General features: G+C 72.7%; 19 protein-coding genes. 9 read left to right on the plus strand and 10 right to left on the minus strand.

Annotated elements, in window-relative coordinates:
• Positions 1–218 precede the first annotated feature (218 nt).
• Together AB0D48_RS03105 and AB0D48_RS03110 are read right to left on the minus strand one after the other, a co-directional pair.
• Entirely contained in the window at positions 219–407 is a 189-nt protein-coding gene (locus AB0D48_RS03105) for a hypothetical protein (protein ID WP_362390146.1), read from the minus strand.
• Positions 408–639: 232 nt separating this feature from the next.
• Positions 640–1,392 (minus strand): serine protease, encoded by a 753-nt coding sequence (locus tag AB0D48_RS03110; RefSeq protein ID WP_362390148.1) that lies wholly within the window; start codon positions 1,390–1,392, stop codon positions 640–642.
• A 152-nt stretch (positions 1,393–1,544) separates the two neighbouring features.
• Here AB0D48_RS03110 and AB0D48_RS03115 point away from each other — a divergent pair, with 152 nt between their 5' ends.
• Entirely contained in the window at positions 1,545–2,441 is an 897-nt protein-coding gene (locus tag AB0D48_RS03115) for a hypothetical protein (protein WP_362390150.1), read from the plus strand.
• 185 nt (positions 2,442–2,626) lie between these two features.
• The gene (locus tag AB0D48_RS03120; RefSeq protein ID WP_362390152.1) at positions 2,627–3,304 is read left to right on the plus strand and encodes an HAD family acid phosphatase; all 678 of its coding nucleotides are present in this window, start codon (positions 2,627–2,629) and stop codon (positions 3,302–3,304) included.
• Positions 3,305–3,498: 194 nt separating this feature from the next.
• On the opposite strand, the gene AB0D48_RS03125 is transcribed toward AB0D48_RS03120, so the two are convergent.
• Entirely contained in the window at positions 3,499–4,914 is a 1,416-nt protein-coding gene (locus AB0D48_RS03125) for an MFS transporter (protein WP_362390154.1), read from the minus strand.
• 109 nt (positions 4,915–5,023) lie between these two features.
• On the opposite strand from AB0D48_RS03125, the gene AB0D48_RS03130 reads away from it, so the two are divergent.
• The gene (locus AB0D48_RS03130) at positions 5,024–5,497 is read left to right on the plus strand and encodes a MarR family transcriptional regulator (protein WP_362390156.1); all 474 of its coding nucleotides are present in this window, start codon (positions 5,024–5,026) and stop codon (positions 5,495–5,497) included.
• A gap of 472 nt (positions 5,498–5,969) precedes the next feature.
• Here AB0D48_RS03130 and AB0D48_RS03135 read toward each other — a convergent pair whose 3' ends face one another.
• Positions 5,970–6,881, minus strand: coding sequence for an SDR family oxidoreductase (locus tag AB0D48_RS03135; RefSeq protein ID WP_362390159.1), 912 nt, complete (start codon positions 6,879–6,881; stop codon positions 5,970–5,972).
• A gap of 1 nt (position 6,882) precedes the next feature.
• Positions 6,883–7,653 (minus strand): SDR family oxidoreductase, encoded by a 771-nt coding sequence (locus AB0D48_RS03140; protein WP_362390161.1) that lies wholly within the window; start codon positions 7,651–7,653, stop codon positions 6,883–6,885.
• 56 nt (positions 7,654–7,709) lie between these two features.
• On the opposite strand from AB0D48_RS03140, the gene AB0D48_RS03145 reads away from it, so the two are divergent.
• The 5 genes from AB0D48_RS03145 to AB0D48_RS03165 are packed head-to-tail and all read left to right on the plus strand — an operon-like array spanning position 7,710 to position 12,111.
• On the plus strand, positions 7,710–8,459 hold the full coding sequence (locus tag AB0D48_RS03145; protein ID WP_362390163.1) for an enoyl-CoA hydratase family protein: 750 nt from the start codon (positions 7,710–7,712) through the stop codon (positions 8,457–8,459).
• Positions 8,456–9,325 carry a CoA-transferase gene (locus AB0D48_RS03150; protein ID WP_362390165.1) on the plus strand — a complete coding sequence of 290 codons (870 nt, stop codon included), beginning with the start codon at positions 8,456–8,458 and terminating at the stop codon, positions 9,323–9,325. Before AB0D48_RS03145 ends, AB0D48_RS03150 begins: the two co-directional genes overlap by 4 nt.
• On the plus strand, positions 9,322–10,056 hold the full coding sequence (locus AB0D48_RS03155; RefSeq protein ID WP_362390167.1) for a CoA-transferase: 735 nt from the start codon (positions 9,322–9,324) through the stop codon (positions 10,054–10,056). Before AB0D48_RS03150 ends, AB0D48_RS03155 begins: the two co-directional genes overlap by 4 nt.
• Positions 10,057–10,059: 3 nt before the next feature.
• Entirely contained in the window at positions 10,060–11,133 is a 1,074-nt protein-coding gene (locus AB0D48_RS03160; protein WP_362390169.1) for a nitronate monooxygenase, read from the plus strand.
• A gap of 30 nt (positions 11,134–11,163) precedes the next feature.
• A complete protein-coding gene (locus tag AB0D48_RS03165) occupies positions 11,164–12,111 on the plus strand; it encodes a tyrosine-protein phosphatase (protein ID WP_362390171.1) in 948 nt (315 codons plus the stop codon).
• Positions 12,112–12,181: 70 nt separating this feature from the next.
• On the opposite strand, the gene AB0D48_RS03170 is transcribed toward AB0D48_RS03165, so the two are convergent.
• Both AB0D48_RS03170 and AB0D48_RS03175 read right to left on the minus strand, forming a co-directional pair.
• Positions 12,182–13,855, minus strand: coding sequence for a DEAD/DEAH box helicase (locus AB0D48_RS03170; RefSeq protein WP_362390173.1), 1,674 nt, complete (start codon positions 13,853–13,855; stop codon positions 12,182–12,184).
• Positions 13,856–13,955: 100 nt separating this feature from the next.
• Entirely contained in the window at positions 13,956–14,162 is a 207-nt protein-coding gene (locus AB0D48_RS03175) for a cold-shock protein (RefSeq protein WP_030707191.1), read from the minus strand.
• Between the two features lie 304 nt (positions 14,163–14,466).
• On the opposite strand from AB0D48_RS03175, the gene AB0D48_RS03180 reads away from it, so the two are divergent.
• Entirely contained in the window at positions 14,467–15,108 is a 642-nt protein-coding gene (locus AB0D48_RS03180) for an SIMPL domain-containing protein (RefSeq protein WP_362390175.1), read from the plus strand.
• An 83-nt stretch (positions 15,109–15,191) separates the two neighbouring features.
• Here AB0D48_RS03180 and AB0D48_RS03185 read toward each other — a convergent pair whose 3' ends face one another.
• Genes AB0D48_RS03185 through AB0D48_RS03195 form a run of 3 tightly spaced genes read right to left on the minus strand, consistent with a single transcriptional unit; the run spans position 15,192 to position 17,830 of the window.
• Positions 15,192–16,349: an acetyl-CoA C-acetyltransferase gene (locus tag AB0D48_RS03185; protein ID WP_362390177.1), complete on the minus strand. Its 1,158-nt coding sequence runs from the start codon at positions 16,347–16,349 to the stop codon at positions 15,192–15,194.
• Positions 16,350–16,369: 20 nt separating this feature from the next.
• Positions 16,370–17,032: a TetR family transcriptional regulator gene (locus AB0D48_RS03190; protein WP_362390179.1), complete on the minus strand. Its 663-nt coding sequence runs from the start codon at positions 17,030–17,032 to the stop codon at positions 16,370–16,372.
• Between the two features lie 15 nt (positions 17,033–17,047).
• On the minus strand, positions 17,048–17,830 hold the full coding sequence (locus tag AB0D48_RS03195) for an SDR family oxidoreductase (RefSeq protein ID WP_362390181.1): 783 nt from the start codon (positions 17,828–17,830) through the stop codon (positions 17,048–17,050).
• Positions 17,831–17,858 lie beyond the last annotated feature (28 nt).

The raw sequence follows: 17,858 nt of genomic DNA on the forward strand, positions 1-17,858 counted from the left end.
TTCCGGCCATGCCGGGAACGGGATGGGTTCCGGTGACGGCGGGACGGGCCGGTGACGGCGGGACGGGCCGCTGACGGCGGGACGGGCCGCTGACGGGCGACCGGGGTCCGGGGGCCATGTCGCGCATCGGGCGGACCGTGCGAGCGGGCGGGACGGGGGAGTCGCCGACGGCTGCGGCCCCGTACCGCTTCAACCAGTACGGCCGGGCCGGCGTCTCTTCAGGAGGAGGCCGGCTGCCGCCCGTGGAGCGCCGTGTGGACGTCCTCGTCGAGGTCGAAGGTGGTGACGATGACGATGACGACGCGCGGTCCGTCCTGGCCGGAGGGGCGCCGGGTGATGTGGAGGCCGTCGGCTCCGGCATCCGGAATCCGGGCCCTGCCCGTGTCCTGGTCGGCCGCGATGACCACGCTGACCGCAGTGCGCCGCCCGCCCCGGTGTCGCCCGCTGCCGTTTCCTTCCCATGGGGCCGGTGCGGGCGTGGGCCCGCGACCGCACACGGGGCCATCGGGCGGTACGCGGGTCGGCGATGTGTACGTGCGGGGGGTGGGGCCTCGTCCTTCCGGCCGGTCCGGGCCCGGCCGGAAGGACGAGGGGCGAGTGCTGCCCGTGCCGGTACCGGAACGGGCACGGGCTCCGGTACTACAGGGTTGCCGCGGCGCTCTTGATCGCGGCGGCGAAGGTGGAGACCTCGGTGTAGACGCCGGGGTAGTCGGGCCGGGCGCAGCCTTCGCCCCAGCTGACTATGCCGACCTGGATCCAGGCGTTCGCGCTGTCGCGGCGGAACATGGGGCCGCCGGAGTCGCCCTGGCAGGTGTCGACGCCGCCCTCGTCGAAGCCGGCGCAGATTTCCTCGGCCGGGACGAGGGAGCTGCCGTACGAGGCCTGGCAGCTGGCGTCGGAGACGAAGGGGACGGTGGCCTTGCGCAGGTAGCGCTGCTGGGCGCCGCCCTCGCGGGTGGCGCCCCAGCCGGCGACGGTGAAGGTGCCGTTGTCGTACTGCTTGGTCTCGGCGATCTTGAGGGTGGGCAGGTTGATGGGCTTGGCGAGCTTGATCAGGGCCCAGTCCTTGCCGGTGCCGTTGTAGCCGGGGGCCTGGAGGACCTTGGTGGACTTGACCTTGATGGCGCTGGAGCTGTTGAGGTCGACGACTCCGGCGGTGGCGGTGATGGAGGTGTTGTTGCCGGACCCGTTCACGCAGTGGGCGGCGGTGAGGACGATCTGCTGGGTGTAGAGGGCGCCGCCGCAGCCCATGGAGAGGCGCACCATGAAGGGGAACTCTCCCTGGGCGGCGCGGGTGCCGCCGACGACCGGCGCGGTGGAGGCTCCGGCGCTGGCGGGCTGGAGGCTGACGGCGGCGAGGGCGACGGCGCCGATCGCGAGGGTTCGTTTCATGAATCGCACAAGGGTGCTCACAGTCAACACACTGCCTTTCGTGGGGGGTTGGGCCGTGCGTGCCATCGGGTGAATGACGAGTCCATGACACATCTGAGGTATGGCGGGCATCAAGAACGTGTTTTCGGACAACTTCCGGCCCTGGGGACGGTATGACGCAGAACAGCAGGCACAGCAGCCCGGTCGAGCACGGATTTCCGCACCTGGAAACGGTCCGCGCGGCGATCACGGCACTGTTCCGCCGGTTGTCCCCCGACGGGATCCGGGCCTACGACACGAGCCTCGCCCCCGCCGACGCGGCCTTCGGCGCCGACGACGACCTGCACCTGGGAGCCCATCGGCTGGCCTCAGCCATGGTCAGGGCGCTGCGGCTGCCGGACGCGCGCGTGGTGGTCGCGTTCCGGCCGATGCAGGACGCGGCCTCGGTGGAACTGGCCGCGGGCCCCGAGTACTTCCTCGAAGTCAGCGACCGCTTCCGCACGCACCGGCGCGACCTTGCCGCCGCCCTGGCCCACGAGGTCACCCACGTCCTGCTGCACCGGCTGGACCTGGGCTTCCCCACCACGGCCGAGAACGAGATCCTCACCGACACCGCCGCCGCCTACCTCGGCGCCGGCTGGCTGCTGCTCGACGCCTTCCGCGAGGACGCGCTCACCCACCAGAAGCTCGGCTACCTCACCCCGGAGGAGTTCGGCTACGTCCTCGCCCGCCGCGCCGCCCTGTTCGGCGAGGACCCCTCCACGTGGTTCACCAGTCCGCAGGCGTACGAGGCGTACGTGCGCGGCCGCGCCCTGGCCGAGCGGGAGCAGCGCCGGGCCCCGCTCGCGGCCGCCGGAGCGCCGGCACGGCGGCGGTACGCGAAGGCGCGGCGCACCGGGGCACTCCCGGCGGACGGATCGGCGTACCGCTTCGAGCCGGACGGCGCCGGGCCGGGGTTGCGGGTGAGCTTCCCCTGTCCGGTGTGCGGGCAGCGGCTGCGGGTCCCGGTGCGCGGGCGCCTCCGGGCCCGGTGCGGGCTGTGCCGCACGGTGCTGGAGTGCGATACGTAGGGCGCATCCACGGCCAATCTCCCGCGTTCCACGGCGAATCGACCGCGAATCCCCCGCGCAGCACCAAGATCGACGGGGATTCATCGCCCGGCCACGAAAAGTTTCCTACCGGCCAGTAGACATGGGGTCGAATCTGGCCAACCCTGGTCGCGTACATGCCAATGCGTGACCGAGGAGCGTCCCCCATGCGCAGCACCCGCCGCACCCGCACGACCCGTACCGCCGCCGCCGGCGCGGCCGTCGCGGCCGCCGTCCTGACCCTGCTGCCCGCCAGCGCGGCCGAGGCGGCCCCGGTCACCGCGACCACCACGGCCTCCGCCTCCGCGACCGCCTCCGCGCCCGGCGGGAACGCGGCGATCCTGGGCATCGACTACGCCACCTGGCAGCGGGACGTCGCCGCCGTGGTCGACGCGGCCCGCCCCGCCATCGAGCGGCGCATCGCGGCCTCCCCCGCCGGGGAGAAGCCCGCGATCGTGCTCGACATCGACAACACCTCGCTGGAGACGGACTTCCACTGGTTCTGGACCTTCCCGACCCCCGCGATCGCCAAGGTCCGCGAGCTGACCCGGTACGCGAACGACCGCGGGGTGGCGGTCTTCTTCGTCACGGCCCGCCCCGGAATCGTGTATTCCCTCACCGAGCGCAACCTCAAGGCCGTCGGCTACCCGGTCTCGGGGCTCTACGTCCGCGATCTGCCCGACCTGTTCGGCGAGGTGAGCGCGTACAAGTCGGGCAAGCGCGCCGAGATCGAGGCCCGCGGCTACACGATCATCGCCAACATCGGCAACAACCAGAGCGACCTGGTCGGCGGCCACGCCGAGCTCACGGTCAAGCTGCCGGACTACGACGGCAAGCTGTCCTGACCCCCGGCCGCATCCGTCGCCTCGAATCGCGTCGGCCGTAATGGTCGCAACATGAGGGGCCCGACGCGGTTCGGCAAGTGGGTGTAGTGGGTAGTCATATCCCATCGCACGGGTGACGGAGCCGGGCCCGACCCCTCGCCAGGGGGCCGGGCCCGCTTCGTTCCTCCGTCCGATACGCCGCTACAGGCCGTCCGCTACGCCGCTACGGGCACGGGGGACACCGCCGTGCGGGGCAGCGCCAGGCACAGCACCGCGCTGAGCAGGAATCCGGCGCTCACCCAGGGCATCGCGGTGGTCAGGGCGTGGGTCGGGCCGCCGTCGGCGAGGGCGCCGAAGAAGACCGAGCCGATGACGGCCGCGCCGAGAGCGCCGCCGAACTGCTGGGCGGTGGAGAAGATCCCGGAGGCGCCGCCGGCGATGTCGGCGGGGACGGCGGACAGCACCACGTTCACCAGGGGCACTACGAGGAAGCCGAGCCCGGCGCCGGCGACGAGCAGACCGGGGACGAGCGGCCAGGCACCGGCGGGCGTGGAGCCCGCGTGGGCCACGGCGTACCAGACCCCGGCGAAACCGCCCGCCATCATCAGCGCGCCGATGGCGAGGACAAGGCGGCCGAAGCGCACGGCCAGGGCGTCGGCGGCCGGGGCGGTGAGGAAGCCGCCGGCGGAGAAGGCGACGGTGACGAGGCCCGCCTGCATGGGGGTGTAGCGCTCGGCGCCCTGGAGCCAGATCGCGAAGACCAGGAAGAAGCCCTGCATGCCGACGGCGAAGAGGAGTTGGACGGCGAGGCCGACGGAGAAGGCGGGCAGCCGGAACGCGCGGGCGGGCAGCAGCGGTACGGTCGCCCCGCGCCGCCGGGCTTCGAGGATGCCGAGGCCGGTGACCGCGAGCAGCCCGGCGGCCAGGCACAGCCAGCCCCACAGCGGCCAGCCGTTGGCCTCGCCCTGGACGAGCGGCAGCACGATGGCGATCAGACCGGCGGCGAGGACGAGGCTGCCGAGCAGGTCGGGCCGGCCGGCGCCGCGCTCGCGGGTGGCGGGGACCAGGACCGCGCCGGCGGCGAGGGTGGCCAGCGCGACGGGCACGTTGACGAGGAAGACGGAGCGCCAGCCCCAGCCGAAGAGGTCGGCGTCGGTGAGCAGGCCGCCGAGCAGCAGCCCGACGGCGGAGGCGAAGCCGGCGACGGCTCCGTACACCCCGAAGACGGCGCCGCGCTCCTTGCCGTGGAAGAGGGTGCGGAAGGAGCCGAGCACCTGGGGCATCAACAGGGCGGCCATGACGCCTTGGGCGGCGCGGGCGGCGATGAGCTGGCCCGGGCTCTGGGCGACGCCGCAGGCGAGGGAGGCGAGGCCGAAGCCCGCTGTCCCGGCAAGGAAGAGCGCTTTGCGGCCGTACCGGTCGCCGAGGTGGCCGGAGACGATCAGGGTGGCGGCGAAGCCGAGCAGGTAGGCCGAGACGAGCCACTGCAGGGCGCTCTGCGAGGCGTGCAGGTCGCGGCCGATGGAGGGGATGGCGACGTTGACGATGGTGACGTCGAGCAGGTCCATGAGCGCGGCGACCATCATGACGACGGCGGCGGCCCAGCGGCGTGGATAGGGGGTCGGGGTCATTGACGGCCTCCAGAACTCTTTCGTTCGGACGAACGAAAGAGTTGCACGTGGACAGGCGTGATCGCAAGTCTTTCGTTTGTCCGAACGAAATACTTGATAGGCTGGCCCCATGGGCGAAGAGGTGGACGCGCGACGCGCGAAGGTTCTGGAGGAGCTCAACCGGACCGGCCGGGAGACCAGCGCAGCGACGGTGGTGTTCCACGAGGCGGCGGCCGCGAAGCAGGGTCTGAGCGCGACGGAGACGAAGACGCTGGACCTGCTGCAGCGGCGGGGACCCCTGACGGCGAAGGAGCTGTCCCAGCTGTCGGGGCTGGCCCCGGCGTCGGTGACGGGTCTGGTCGACCGGCTGGAACACAAGGGATTCGTCCGCCGGGCCGAACACCCCACGGACAAGCGGCGCGTCCTGGTGGAGGCCCGGCCGGAGCGGCTGGACGCGATTCGGCCGGTGTTCGAGGACTGGGCGCGGGAGGTGGCGGAGCTGTGCGCCGAGTTCACGACGGACGAGCTGGAGACGGTGATCCGCTTCCTCCGGGGCTCCAACACCCGCCAACTCCGCGCGGCGGCCCGCCTATCGGACTCCTGACCCGCCCCCACCCGGCCCCCGGGGCTCCGCCCCGCCCCCTTCCGGGCCGCCCGGACCCGCGCCTCGATCGCCGGCGGGGCTGGATCCGCTGATGCCGTCCGGGCGACGGTGCCGCTACCGCTGGGCCCGGGCGGGGCTCAATGATCCGGGGCTCCGCCCCGCACCCCGCTCCTCGAACGCCGGAGGGGCTGGATCCGGCTCACGCCGTCCACCTCCCGTCGGCTCCATGGCGCTCCACGCCAAGACGGGGCCCGATCCCCCGCCCCGCCGGACACGACCCAGCCCTGCCGTTTGAGGCGGGGTCCGGGGCGGAGTCCCAGCAACGGCGCCGCACCCGTCCGCGTCCGGCGGGGCCAGATCCTGGCGCCGCACCTGGCGGGACCGGCGGAGCCGGCCCGCAGCGCCACACCATCGGGCCCGGCCGGGCCGACCCTGGTTGCGGACCCTGCAGACCCGACGGAGCCGGACGGCGTCAGCGGGAGCCGTACACCGGCTGAGGAGCCTCCGCCGCGGCGAGGAGCTTCGCCGCGGCCTCCCCCGCCTCCGACGGAGTCCACCGCGCGCCGCGGTCCGCCGTAGGACCCGGTCGCCAGCCCTCCATCACCGTGATCCGTCCGCCCTCCGCCTCGAAGACCCGCCCCGTCACCCCGGCGGAGGCATCCGCTCCGAGCCACACCACCAGCGGCGACACGTTCTCCGGCGCCATCGCGTCGAACACCCCGGCGGCCGGTGCGGCCATGCTCTGCGCGAAGGCCCGTTCCGTCATCCGGGTCCGCGCCGCCGGGGCGATCGCGTTGACCTGCACCCCGTACCGCCCCATCTCCGCGGCGGCGACCATCGTGAGCCCCAGGATCCCCGCCTTGGCCGCGCTGTAGTTGCCCTGGCCGACCGAGCCCAGCAGCCCGGCCCCCGACGAGGTGTTGACGACCCGGGCGGCCACAGGCCGCCCCGCCTTCGCCTCCGCCCGCCACCACGCGGCCGCGGACCGCAGCGGGAGGAAGTGCCCCTTCAGGTGCACCCGCACGACCGCGTCCCAGTCGTCCTCGTCCAGGTTCACCAGCATCCGGTCCCGCAGGAACCCGGCGTTGTTGACCAGCGTGTCGATTCGTCCGAACGCGGAGAGGGCGCAGTCCACCAGCGCGTCGGCGCCCCCGCCCGTTGCGACGTCCCCGCCGTGCGCCACCGCCTCCCCGCCGAGCGCCTCGATCTCCGCGACCACGCGCGCCGCCGGGGAATCCGGTCCCGGCAGCCCGTCGAGCCCCACCCCCAGGTCGTTGACGACGACCTTCGCCCCCTCCGCCGCGAAGGCCAGCGCGTGGGCCCGACCCAAGCCCCGCCCCGCGCCCGTCACGATCACGACCCGGCCCTCGCACAGTCCCGTCATCTCAGCTCTCCTTGTTGACAGTTGCCGCATCCAGAAACGCCGGGCGCTCCCCGCCCCCGTGCACGAGCAGGCTCGCCCCGCTCACGTACCCCGCCCGCCCGGAGGCCAGGAACACCGCCGCCTCCCCCACGTCCGAGGGTTCCGCCAGCCGTCCCAGCGGTACGGTCGCGCCCACCGCCGCGATCCCGGCCGCGTCCCCGTAGTGCAGGTGCGACAGCTCGGTCCGCACCATGCCCAGGACCAGCGAGTTCACCCGCACCTCCGGGGCCCACTCCACGGCCATGGAGCGGGCCAGGTTCTCCAGCCCCGCCTTCGCCGCCCCGTACGCCGCCGTCCCCGGTGACGGCCGGGTCCCGCTGACGCTGCCGATCATCACCACCGAGCCTCGCGCCTGCCGCAGCCACGGGTAGGCGGCGAGCGAGGCCGTCATCGGTGCCACCAGGTTCAGCGCGACGACCCGCGCGTGCCGCTCCGCCTCGCCCTCGCCTTCGCCCAGCCGCCGGTACGGGGTCCCGCCCGCGTTGTTGACCAGGCAGTCGAGCCGCCCGTACCGGTCCGCGACCGAGCCGAAGAAGTCCTGCACCGCCGCCGGATCGCGCAGGTCCAGCGCCGCGAACGACGCCTTCCGGCCGTCCGCCGCCACCGGTTGGGCGGGCGGCCGCCGTGCGCAGACGACGACCCGCGCGCCCGCCGCGAGGAACGACCGGGCGATCCCGGCGCCGACGCCCCGGGTTCCGCCGGTGACGACGACCACCCTCCCGTCGAGCTCCATAGGCTGCTACCTTCCTCACCTAACAAATGTTTGGTGGAAAGGTAGCTGATCCTCTCATGGGTGTCTCCACCGCAAGCCCCGGCAAGGGCATCGCACTTGTCACCGTCGACTTCCCGCCCGTCAACGCCCTTCCCGTGCAGGGGTGGTACGACCTCGCCGGCGCCCTGCGCGCAGCCGGACGCGACCCCGAGGTCCGGTGCGTCGTCCTGGCCGCCGAGGGCCGGGGCTTCAACGCCGGGGTCGACATCAAGGAGATGCAGCGCGAGACCGGCCACGCCTCCCTCATCGGCGCCAACCGGGGCTGCTACGAGGCCTTCGCCGCCGTGTACGAGTGCGAGGTGCCGGTCGTCGCGGCCGTACAGGGGTTCTGTCTCGGCGGCGGGATCGGTCTCGTCGGCAACGCGGACGCGATCGTGGCGAGCGACGACGCGACCTTCGGCCTGCCCGAGCTGGACCGGGGCGCGCTCGGCGCCGCCACGCACCTGGCCCGCCTGGTCCCCCAGCACCTGATGCGCACCCTCTACTACACCTCGCGCACCGCGACCGCCGCCGAACTGCACGCGCACGGCTCGGTCTGGAAGGTGGTCCCGCGCGAGGAACTACGCAGTGCCGCCCTGGAGTTGGCCGCCGAGATCGCGAGGAAGGACGGTTACCTGCTGCGGCTGGCCAAGGCCGCCATCAACGGCATCGACCCCGTCGACGTGCGCCGCAGCTACCGCTTCGAGCAGGGCTTCACCTTCGAGGCCAACCTCAGCGGGGTCGCCGACCGCGTCCGCGACACCTTCGGGAAGGAGCAGCGCTCATGACCGCCACGACAGGACAGACCGACAAGACCATGACCCCGGAAGAGGTCGTCGGGCAGCTGCACAGCGGGATGACCCTGGGCATCGGCGGCTGGGGGTCGCGGCGCAAGCCCATGGCGCTCGTGCGAGCGCTGCTCCGTTCCGAGATCACCGATCTCACCGTGATCTCCTACGGCGGGCCCGACGTCGGCCTGCTGGCCGCCGCCGGCCGTATCGGCAGGCTGGTCGCCCCCTTCGCCACGCTCGACTCGATCCCACTGGAGCCCCACTTCCGGGCCGCCCGCGAGCGCGCCGCCTTCCCCCTCACCGAGCTCGACGAGGCCATGTTCATGTGGGGTCTGCACGCCGCCGCCAACCGGCTCCCCTTCCTCCCCGTCCGGGCCGGCCTCGGCTCCGACGTGATGCGGGTCAACCCGGAGCTGCGGACCGTCACCTCCCCCTACGCCGACGGCGAGGAGCTCGTCGCCGTCCCCGCCCTGCGCATGGACGCCGCGCTGGTCCACATGAACCGCGCCGACCGCCTCGGCAACGCCCAGTACCTGGGCCCGGACCCGTACTTCGACGACCTCTTCTGTGAGGCAGCCGACGCCGCGTACGTCTCCTGCGAGCAACTGGTCGAGACCGCCGAGCTCACCAAGGCCGGTCCCCCGCAGTCCCTCCTCGTCAGCCGCCACTCGGTCACCGGGGTCGTCGAGACCCCGAACGGCGCGCACTTCACCTCCTGCGTCCCCGACCACGAGCGCGACGAGGCCTTCCAGAAGCTCTACGCGTCCACCCCCTGGCCCGAGTTCGCCGCCCGCTTCCTCTCCGGCGGGAGCGAAAGCGACTACCAGTCCGCCGTCCGGACCTGGCACGAGGAGCAGCAGTGACCACCGCGACCACCACCCGCGCCGAATACTGTGTGATCGCCTGCGCCGAGGCCTGGCGCGACAACGGCGAGGTGCTCGCCAGCCCGATGGGCCTGATCCCCTCGTTCGGGGCCCGGCTCGCGAAGCGGACCTTCGCCCCCGACCTGCTCCTGACCGACGGCGAAGCGATGCTCGTCGGCCTCGACGGCACGGTCGAGGGCTGGCTCCCGTACCGGCGCCATCTGACCATGGTCACCGGGGGCAGGCGGCACGTGATGATGGGCGCCAGCCAGATCGACCGGTACGGCAACCAGAACATCTCTTGCATCGGCGACTGGGCACGGCCGGCCCGCCAGCTCCTGGGCGTGCGCGGCGCACCCGTCAACACCTTGAACAACCCGGTGAGTTACTGGATCCCCCGGCACTCGACCCGGGTGTTCGTCGAACGCGTCGACATGGTCAGCGGCGTCGGTTACGACCGCGCGGAGGCGGCCGGGGTGACCCGCTACCACCGCCTCCCCCGGGTGGTCAGTGATCTCGGCGTCTTCGACTTCACCGGTCCCGGCCGCTCGATGCGCCTGGCCTCCCTCCACCCGGGGGTCGGCGTCGAGCGGGTCCGGGAGGCCACCGGCTTCGAGCTCGCGATCGCGGACGAGGTCCCGTACACCCGGGAGCCGACCGCCGAGGAGCTGCGGCTGATCCGCGAGGTCGTCGACCCCAGGGGCCTGCGCGACCGCGAAGTGCGGGTCTGATCCATGGAGACGGCATTGACCAAGCTGGTCGGGGTGGAGCACCCGATCGTGCAGACGGGCATGGGCTGGGTCGCGGGACCGCGTCTGGTGTCGGGCGCGGCAAACGCGGGGGCCCTCGGGATCCTGGCGTCGGCGACGATGACCGTGGACCAGCTGCGGTCGGCGGTCCACGAGGTCAAGTCCCGCATCCCGGAAGGCACTCCCTTCGGGGTCAACCTGCGCGCGGACGCCGGGGACGCGGCGGAACGCGCCCAGCTGATCATCGACGAGGGGGTACGGGTCGCCTCCTTCGCCCTCGCGCCGTCCCGGGAGCTGATCGCGCGGCTCAAGGACGCGGGCGTGGTCGTCATCCCGAGCATCGGGGCCCGCCGGCACGCCGAGAAGGTGGCCGCGTGGGGCGCGGACGCGGTGATCGTGCAGGGCGGTGAGGGCGGCGGGCACACCGGGGACGTGGCCACGACGGTGCTGTTGCCGCAGGTCGTCGACGCCGTGGACATCCCGGTGGTCGCGGCGGGCGGTTTCAGCGACGGCCGCGGCCTGGTCGCCGCCCTGTCCTACGGGGCCGCGGGCATCGCCATGGGCACCCGCTTCCTGCTGACCTCGGACTCCACCGTCCCGGACGCCGTGAAGGCCGAGTACCTGAAGGCCACCGTCAAGGACGTCACCGTGACCACGGCCGTCGACGGTCTGCCGCACCGGATGCTGCGCACCGGGCTGGTCGACTCCCTGGAGCGGGCGGGCCGCGCCGGGGCGCTGGTCAGGGCGGTGCGGCACGCGGCGGGCTTCCGCAGGCTCTCCGGCCTGAGCTGGCCGCAGATGGTGCGCGACGGCCTCGCGATGAAACACGGCAGGGACCTGTCCTGGAGCCAGGTCCTGCTCGCCGCGAACACCCCCATGCTCCTGAGGGCGTCCATGGTCGAGGGCCGTACGGACCTCGGTGTCATGGCATCGGGTCAGGTCGCGGGGGTGATCGACGATCTCCCGTCCTGTGCGGAGCTCGTGTCCCGCGTCATGGCCGAAGCACAGCAGGTACTCGCGTCACTGCACTCGCTCCGCGCCCTGCCACCACCAGGGTGATCCCCCTTCTCCGTCACAGGAGTCGCCTCCATGAGCCGTGCCCGCATCCGCCTGGCGACCGCGGTCCTCGCCTCCGCCCTCGCCATCGGGACCCTGCCCGCATCCGCGTACGCGGATGCGGCGCCCGGAGCCGGGGCCAGTGCCCGGCAGCTCCACCTCCAGCACCCCTGGCACCTCCAGGCGGAAACGATCCGCCAGATCCCCCTCAAGGGCGCCGTCAACGTCCGCGACCTGGGCGGCTACCGCACGTACACCGGCGGCCAGGTCCGCCAGGGGCTGGTCTACCGCTCCGACGCACTGAGCAAGCTGACCGAGGCCGACGTCACCACCGTCTCCGGTCTCGGCCTCACGAAGGTCGTCGATTTCCGCATCCCCATGGAGCTCCAGTACGACGGCGCCGACAGGCTGCCCGCGGGGCTCGCCGCCACCTCCCGCCCGGTCAGCGACCTCGGCCTGTACGGGACCCTCGTCGGCGCGATCTCCAGCGGTGACCCCGTCAAGCAGGAGCAGATGCTCGGCGGCGGCCGCGCCGAGGCCTACATGCGCGACATCTACCGCACCTTCGTGACCAGCCCCGAGAACCGGGCGCAGTTCGCGGCGACCGTGCGGGAGATCGCGGACGGCGGTCAGGGGCCGCTGCTGTTCCACTGCTCGTCCGGCAAGGACCGCACCGGCTGGATGAGCTACGTACTGCTGCGGGCGCTGGCCGTCCCCGAGGACGCCGCCGCGCGTGACTACCTGGCGTCGAACACCTTCCGCGCCGCGTACGACGCCCAGGTGCGGGCCGGTCTCAAGCAGTCGGGCCGGATGCAGAACCCCGACCTGCTGATCCCGCTCCAGGAGGTCCGCCAGGACTACCTGGACTCCGCAACGGCGCAGCTGGAGGCCGACTACGGAAGCTTCTACGGCTATCTGACGGACGGCCTCGGCCTGGACCTGCGGACGCTGGCGAGGCTCCAGAACAAGATGGTCCGCTAGCGGACAGCACGACGCCGGACAGTGCGGGAAGCACTGCCCGGCGTCGTGGTACGTCTCGTCCCTGCGGGTGTCAGACGGCCCGGCGGCGGCCCTGGCCGCCGCTGCCGACCCGGCTCCGCGCGGAAGCGGCGGCCGCGCCACCGGAGGCGCCGCCCCCGGTACGCCGTCCCTGGCCGGCCGAGCCGGTGGCGGCGCCGCCGCCCTGGCCGCGGCGCGCCTGGCCCGACCCGGAGGCCGCCGGGGCCTGCCCGGACGCGCCGCCACCGGAGCGGCGGCCACGGCTGCCGGCCGCCGGAGCGCCACCCGTGGCGGAGCCGGTACGGGGTCCGCCGGACCGGCGGCGCGCACCGGAGCCCGAGCCGGAGCCGCTGCGCGGCTTCGGCGCGGCGGCCTGGGGTACCTCCAGCACCACCGGGATGCCCGAGGGCTCCTTGGCGCCGGTCAGCCGGGAGAGTTCCTCATCGGAGGACTTGATCTGCGCGGTGCGCGGGGAGATCCCGGCGTCCGACATCAGGCGGGTCATGTCCCGCTTCTGGTCGGGCAGCACCAGGGTGACCACGCTGCCGGACTCGCCCGCCCGGGCGGTACGGCCGCCGCGGTGCAGGTAGTCCTTGTGGTCGGTGGGCGGGTCCACGTTGACGACGAGGTCGAGGTCGTCGATGTGGATGCCGCGCGCCGCGACGTTGGTCGCCACCAGCGCGGTGACCTCGCCCGTCTTGAACCAGTCGAGGGTCCGGTTGCGCTGCGGCTGCGAGCGTCCGCCGTGCAGGCCGGAGGCGCGGACGCCGTCCGCGAGGAGCTTCTTGACCATGCGGTCGACCCCGCGCTTGGTGTCCACGAACATGATCACGCGCCCGTCGCGAGCGGCTATGCGCGTCGCCACGGCCTTCTTGTCGGTCTCGTCCATGACGTACAGGACGTGGTGCTCCATGGTGGTGACCGCACCGGCCGACGGGTCGACGGAGTGGCCGACCGGGTCGTGCAGGAACATCTTGACGAGCTTGTCGATGTTCTTGTCCAGCGTCGCCGAGAACAGCATGGTCTGGCCCTCGGGCTCGACCTGCTTGAGCAGCGCGGTGACCTGCGGCATGAAGCCCATGTCGGTCATCTGGTCGGCCTCGTCGAGGACGGTGATCGCGACCTGCGACAGGTCGGCGTCACCGCGGTCGATGAGGTCCTTCAGGCGGCCGGGGGTGGCCACGAGCACTTCGGCGCCGCGGCGCAGGGCGCCCGACTGCCGGTTGATCGACATGCCGCCGACGACGGTGGCGATGCGCAGGTTGACGGCGGTGGCGTACGGGGCCAGGGCGTCGGTCACCTGCTGTGCGAGCTCACGGGTCGGTACGAGGACCAGCGCGAGCGGCTGCTTGGGCTGCGCGCGGCGGCCGGCGGTGCGGGACAGCAGCGCCAGGCCGAAGGCCAGCGTCTTGCCGGAGCCCGTGCGGCCGCGGCCGAGGAGGTCACGGCCGACGAGGGAGTTCGGAAGCGTCGCGGCCTGGATCGGGAACGGCTCGGTCACGCCCTGGGCGGCGAGCGTCTTCAGCAGCGCCTCGGGCATGTCCATGTCCTCGAACGCGGCGACCGGCGGGAGCGCGGGGGTCAGCGGTTCGGGCATGGTGAATTCTTGGGGCCGGGCAACGGGGGCGGACTTCTGCCGTCCCGCGCCAGCCTTCGGACGTCCCTGGGCCGCACCTCGGCCCCGGGTGGGGCGGCGGCTGGGTCGTGCGGAGCTGGAGCTGGTCATGCGGAAATGCCCTCCTGAAACCGGCAGGTACAACAAGGTCGAAACAGCAGACAAGCCGGGGTCCGCACCTCACGGTGCGGACCCCGGCAAGCTGAAATACTTAGTTGGCGGGGAGGATGTTCTCCGCCTGGGGGCCCTTCTGGCCCTGGGTGACGTCGAAGGACACGCGCTGGCCCTCCTGGAGCTCACGGAAGCCCTGGGTGGCGATGTTCGAGTAGTGGGCGAAGACGTCCGGGCCGCCACCGTCCTGCTCGATGAAGCCGAAGCCCTTTTCCGAGTTGAACCACTTCACGGTGCCAAGTGCCATTTTGAATCTCCTGAATAGGCGGCAAAGGGCCCCATCCGGAGATTCCGGCAAAACAATAAAAGCGCCTGAGGATCATTCCCGTCAGGCGCACATAAAGTTCATGGGTACCACAACTGCAACGAGCTCTAAGCTAGCACACCTCTGCCCGGGGGTGTGCCCACGGGAGTGTGACCTCCGCCCTCCGTGGTATCCGCGCGCCCTCTGTCACCCCCTCGGCGGAGCTGCTGCGGGCCCGTCCGCCCGGGCGCCGGTGCCGGGGGCGAAGCCCCTGGCGGCCGCCGCCCGCGGCTGATTGGATCACCGGATGGCAGCGATCAAAGAGCCCTGGGGGCTCAGTGTGCTCGGGGCGGGCAACGTGTCCGCGGAACCCCGTCTCGCCCACGTGGACCTGGCGGTCGACCTCCTCGCCCCGACGCCGAAGGAGGCCTTCGCCGAGGCGGGCGCGGCCGTGGCCCGGCTGCGTGCCGTCCTGCGGGAGCACGGCATACCGGACTCCGACGTGTCGGGCTCACGGCTGCAGCTGACCTCGCAGTTCAAGGGCTACGGCGCGGAGCGGGCCTTCGTCGGCTACGCCTGCGAGGCCACGTACACCGTACAGACGGCGGCGCTCGACCGGCTGGAGCTCTTGATCGAGGACGCCGTCACGGCGGGCGCGAACCGCGTGGACGCCGTGCGCTTCGAGGTCGAGGACAAGCCCGCGATGCGTGACGAGGCCCGCCGCCGGGCGGTGGCGGCCGCACGGCGCAAGGCCGAGGTCTACGCGGAGGCGTGCGGGGTGCGGCTGGGACCGGTGATCCACATCGAGGACGCGGACCCGGAGTCGGTGGGCGGCCACAGCCACGGCCGCCGCACGGGCGGGGACCCCGAATCCGACGGCTCCCTCTCCCCGGGCTCGGTCCGCGTGGAGGCCGCCGTCCTCCTCGGCTTCGGCCTGATCTCCTCCTGAACGATCCCGCACCCCGCCCGGCTCCCGGGCCCGCCCGTCCGGGCCGAGGGAGCCGGGCCGGTCGGCAACGGGGCCGCGGCGGGCTACAGCCGCTCGATGATCGTCACGTTGGCCTGGCCGCCGCCCTCGCACATCGTCTGGAGGCCGAAGCGGCCGCCCGTGCGCTCCAGCTCGTGCAGGAGCGTGGTCATCAGCTTCACGCCCGTCGCGCCCAGCGGATGGCCCAGGGCGATCGCCCCGCCGTTGACGTTGACCTTCCCGGGGTCGGCGCCGGTCTCCTTCAGCCAGGCCAGCACCACCGGGGCGAACGCCTCGTTGATCTCCACCAGGTCGATGTCGGCCAGCGACATGCCCGTCTTCTTCAGCGCGTACGCCGTGGCCGGGATCGGCGCCGACAGCATGCGGATCGGGTCCTCGCCGCGCACCGACAGGTGGTGGATGCGGGCCCGCGGCCGCAGGCCGTGTTCGCGTACCGCCCGCTCGGAGGCGATCAGCATCGCCGCCGCGCCGTCGGAGACCTGGGAGGAGACCGCCGCCGTGATGGTGCCGCCCTCCACCACCGGCTTGAGGCCGGCCATCTTCTCCAGCGACGTGTCCCGGCGCGGGCCCTCGTCAACCGTCACGTCCCCGTAGGCCACCGTCTCCCGCGCGAACCGCCCCTCGTCGATCGCGCGCAGCGCGCGCTGGTGGGACCGGAGTGCGAACTCCTCCATGTCCCGCCGCGAGATGCCCCACTTCTCGGCGATCAGCTGCGCGCCGTGGAACTGGTTCACGGGGGCGTCGCCGTACCGGGCCCGCCAGCCGGCCGATCCTGCGTACGGGCCCTCGGTGAGGCCGAGCGGCTCCGCCGCCTGCCGCGAGGCGAAGGCGATCGGGATCATCGACATGTTCTGGGTGCCGCCGGCGACCACCAGGTCCTGGGTGCCGGAGAGTACGCCCTGTGCCGCGAAGTGCACGGCCTGCTGCGAGGATCCGCACTGGCGGTCGACGGTGACCCCGGGCACCTCCTCGGGCAGGCCGGCCGCGAGCCACGCGGTCCGCGCGATGTCCCCCGCCTGCGGCCCCACCGTGTCGAGGCAGCCGAAGACCACGTCCTCCACGGCGGCCGGGTCCACCCCGGACCGCTCGACCAGCGCCTTGAGGACGTGCGCGCCGAGGTCCGCCGGGTGGACCCCGGCCAGCCCTCCCTTGCGCCGGCCGACGGGCGTGCGGACCGCTTCGACGATGTATGCCTCGGGCATCGGAACTCCTCGGGTCGGGGTCAGGTGCGTACGGCGATCCCGTCCAGAACCATCGACAGGTACTGGCGGGCGATCTCCTCGGGGCTGTGCTGGCCGCCCGGCCGGTACCAGGACGCCGCCACCCACACCGTGTCGCGCACGAAGCGGTAGGTGAGGCGGACGTCGAGGTCGGCGCGGAAGACCTTGGCGGCGACCCCCCGCTCCAGCGTCCCGAGCCAGGCCTTCTCGAACTTCACTTGGGAGGCGGAGAGGTAGTGGAAGCGGGGCTGGGCGGAGAGGGTGCGGGATTCCTTCTGGTAGATCGCGACGGCGGCCCGGTGCCGGTCGATCTCCCGGAAGGACTCGGTGACGAGGGCCTCGATGGTCTCCCTGGGGCCGAGACCCGCCGCGAGGACGGTGTCGTACCCGTCCCACAGTTCGGTGAGGAAGGCGGAGAGGATCTCGTCGAGCATCGATTCCTTGGAATCGAAGTGGTAGTAGAGGCTGCCGGCGAGCATCCCGGCGGCGTCGGCGATCTTGCGGACGGTGGTGGCGTTGTAGCCCTGTGCGGCGAAGACCTCGGCGGCGGTGTCGAGGAGTTCACGGCGCCGCTCGGGCGAGGCCGTCACCTGCGGCTTCTTCTTGGCTGACGGCTGGTTCGCCGGCTTGTCGGTCGGCTTGTTCGCTGGCTTGTTGGTTGGCACGCGCCCATTGTGGTCCTAGGCGTGCTGGCTGCTGACCGACACGGTCTCGCCCGTCATGTACGACGAGTAGCCGCTGGCCAGGAAGACGATGACGTTGGCCACCTCCCAGGGCTCGGCGTACCGGCCGAAGGCCTCGCGGGCGGTGAGTTCGGTGAGCAGCGCCTGGCTCGTGACCTTCACCAGGTGCGGGTGCATGGCCAGGCTCGGCGCGACCGCGTTGACCCGCACGCCGAACCCGGCCGCTTCCAGCGCCGCGCAGCGGGTCAGTGCCATCACCCCGGCCTTGGCAGCGGCGTAGTGGGCCTGGCCGGTCTGGGCGCGCCAGCCCACGACGGAGGCGTTGTTGACGACGACTCCGCCGGTGCCGGACGCCTTGAGCGAGCGCAGCGCGGCGCGGGTGCAGCGGAAGGTGCCGTTCAGGGTGACGTCGAGGACGCGGGACCACTGTTCGTCGGTCATGTCGACGAGGGCGGCGGTGCCGCCGAGTCCGGCGTTGTTGACGACGATGTCGAGGCCGCCGTGGGTCTGTTCGGCGAGCGCGAAGAGGGCCCGTACCTGGTCCTCGTCGGTGACGTCGCAGGGCAGGGAGGTGATGCGGGCCGCGCCGAACTCGGCGGCGAGCGCGTCCTCGGTCTCCTTGAGGCGGCGGGCGTGCGCGTCGCCGATGACGATGCGGGCGCCCTCCTCCAGGAAACGGCGGGCGGTGGCTCCGCCGATGCCCGCGCCGGCGGCTGCGGTGATGACGGCGGTGCGGTCCTTCAGCAGGTGGTGACCGGCGGTGTACCGGGGCTCGTTCATGCGAACTCCTCGACGCTGCTCATGGCCG

The sequence above is a fragment of the Streptomyces sp. NPDC048269 genome (assembly GCF_040652395.1).
GTDB lineage: Bacteria > Actinomycetota > Actinomycetes > Streptomycetales > Streptomycetaceae > Streptomyces.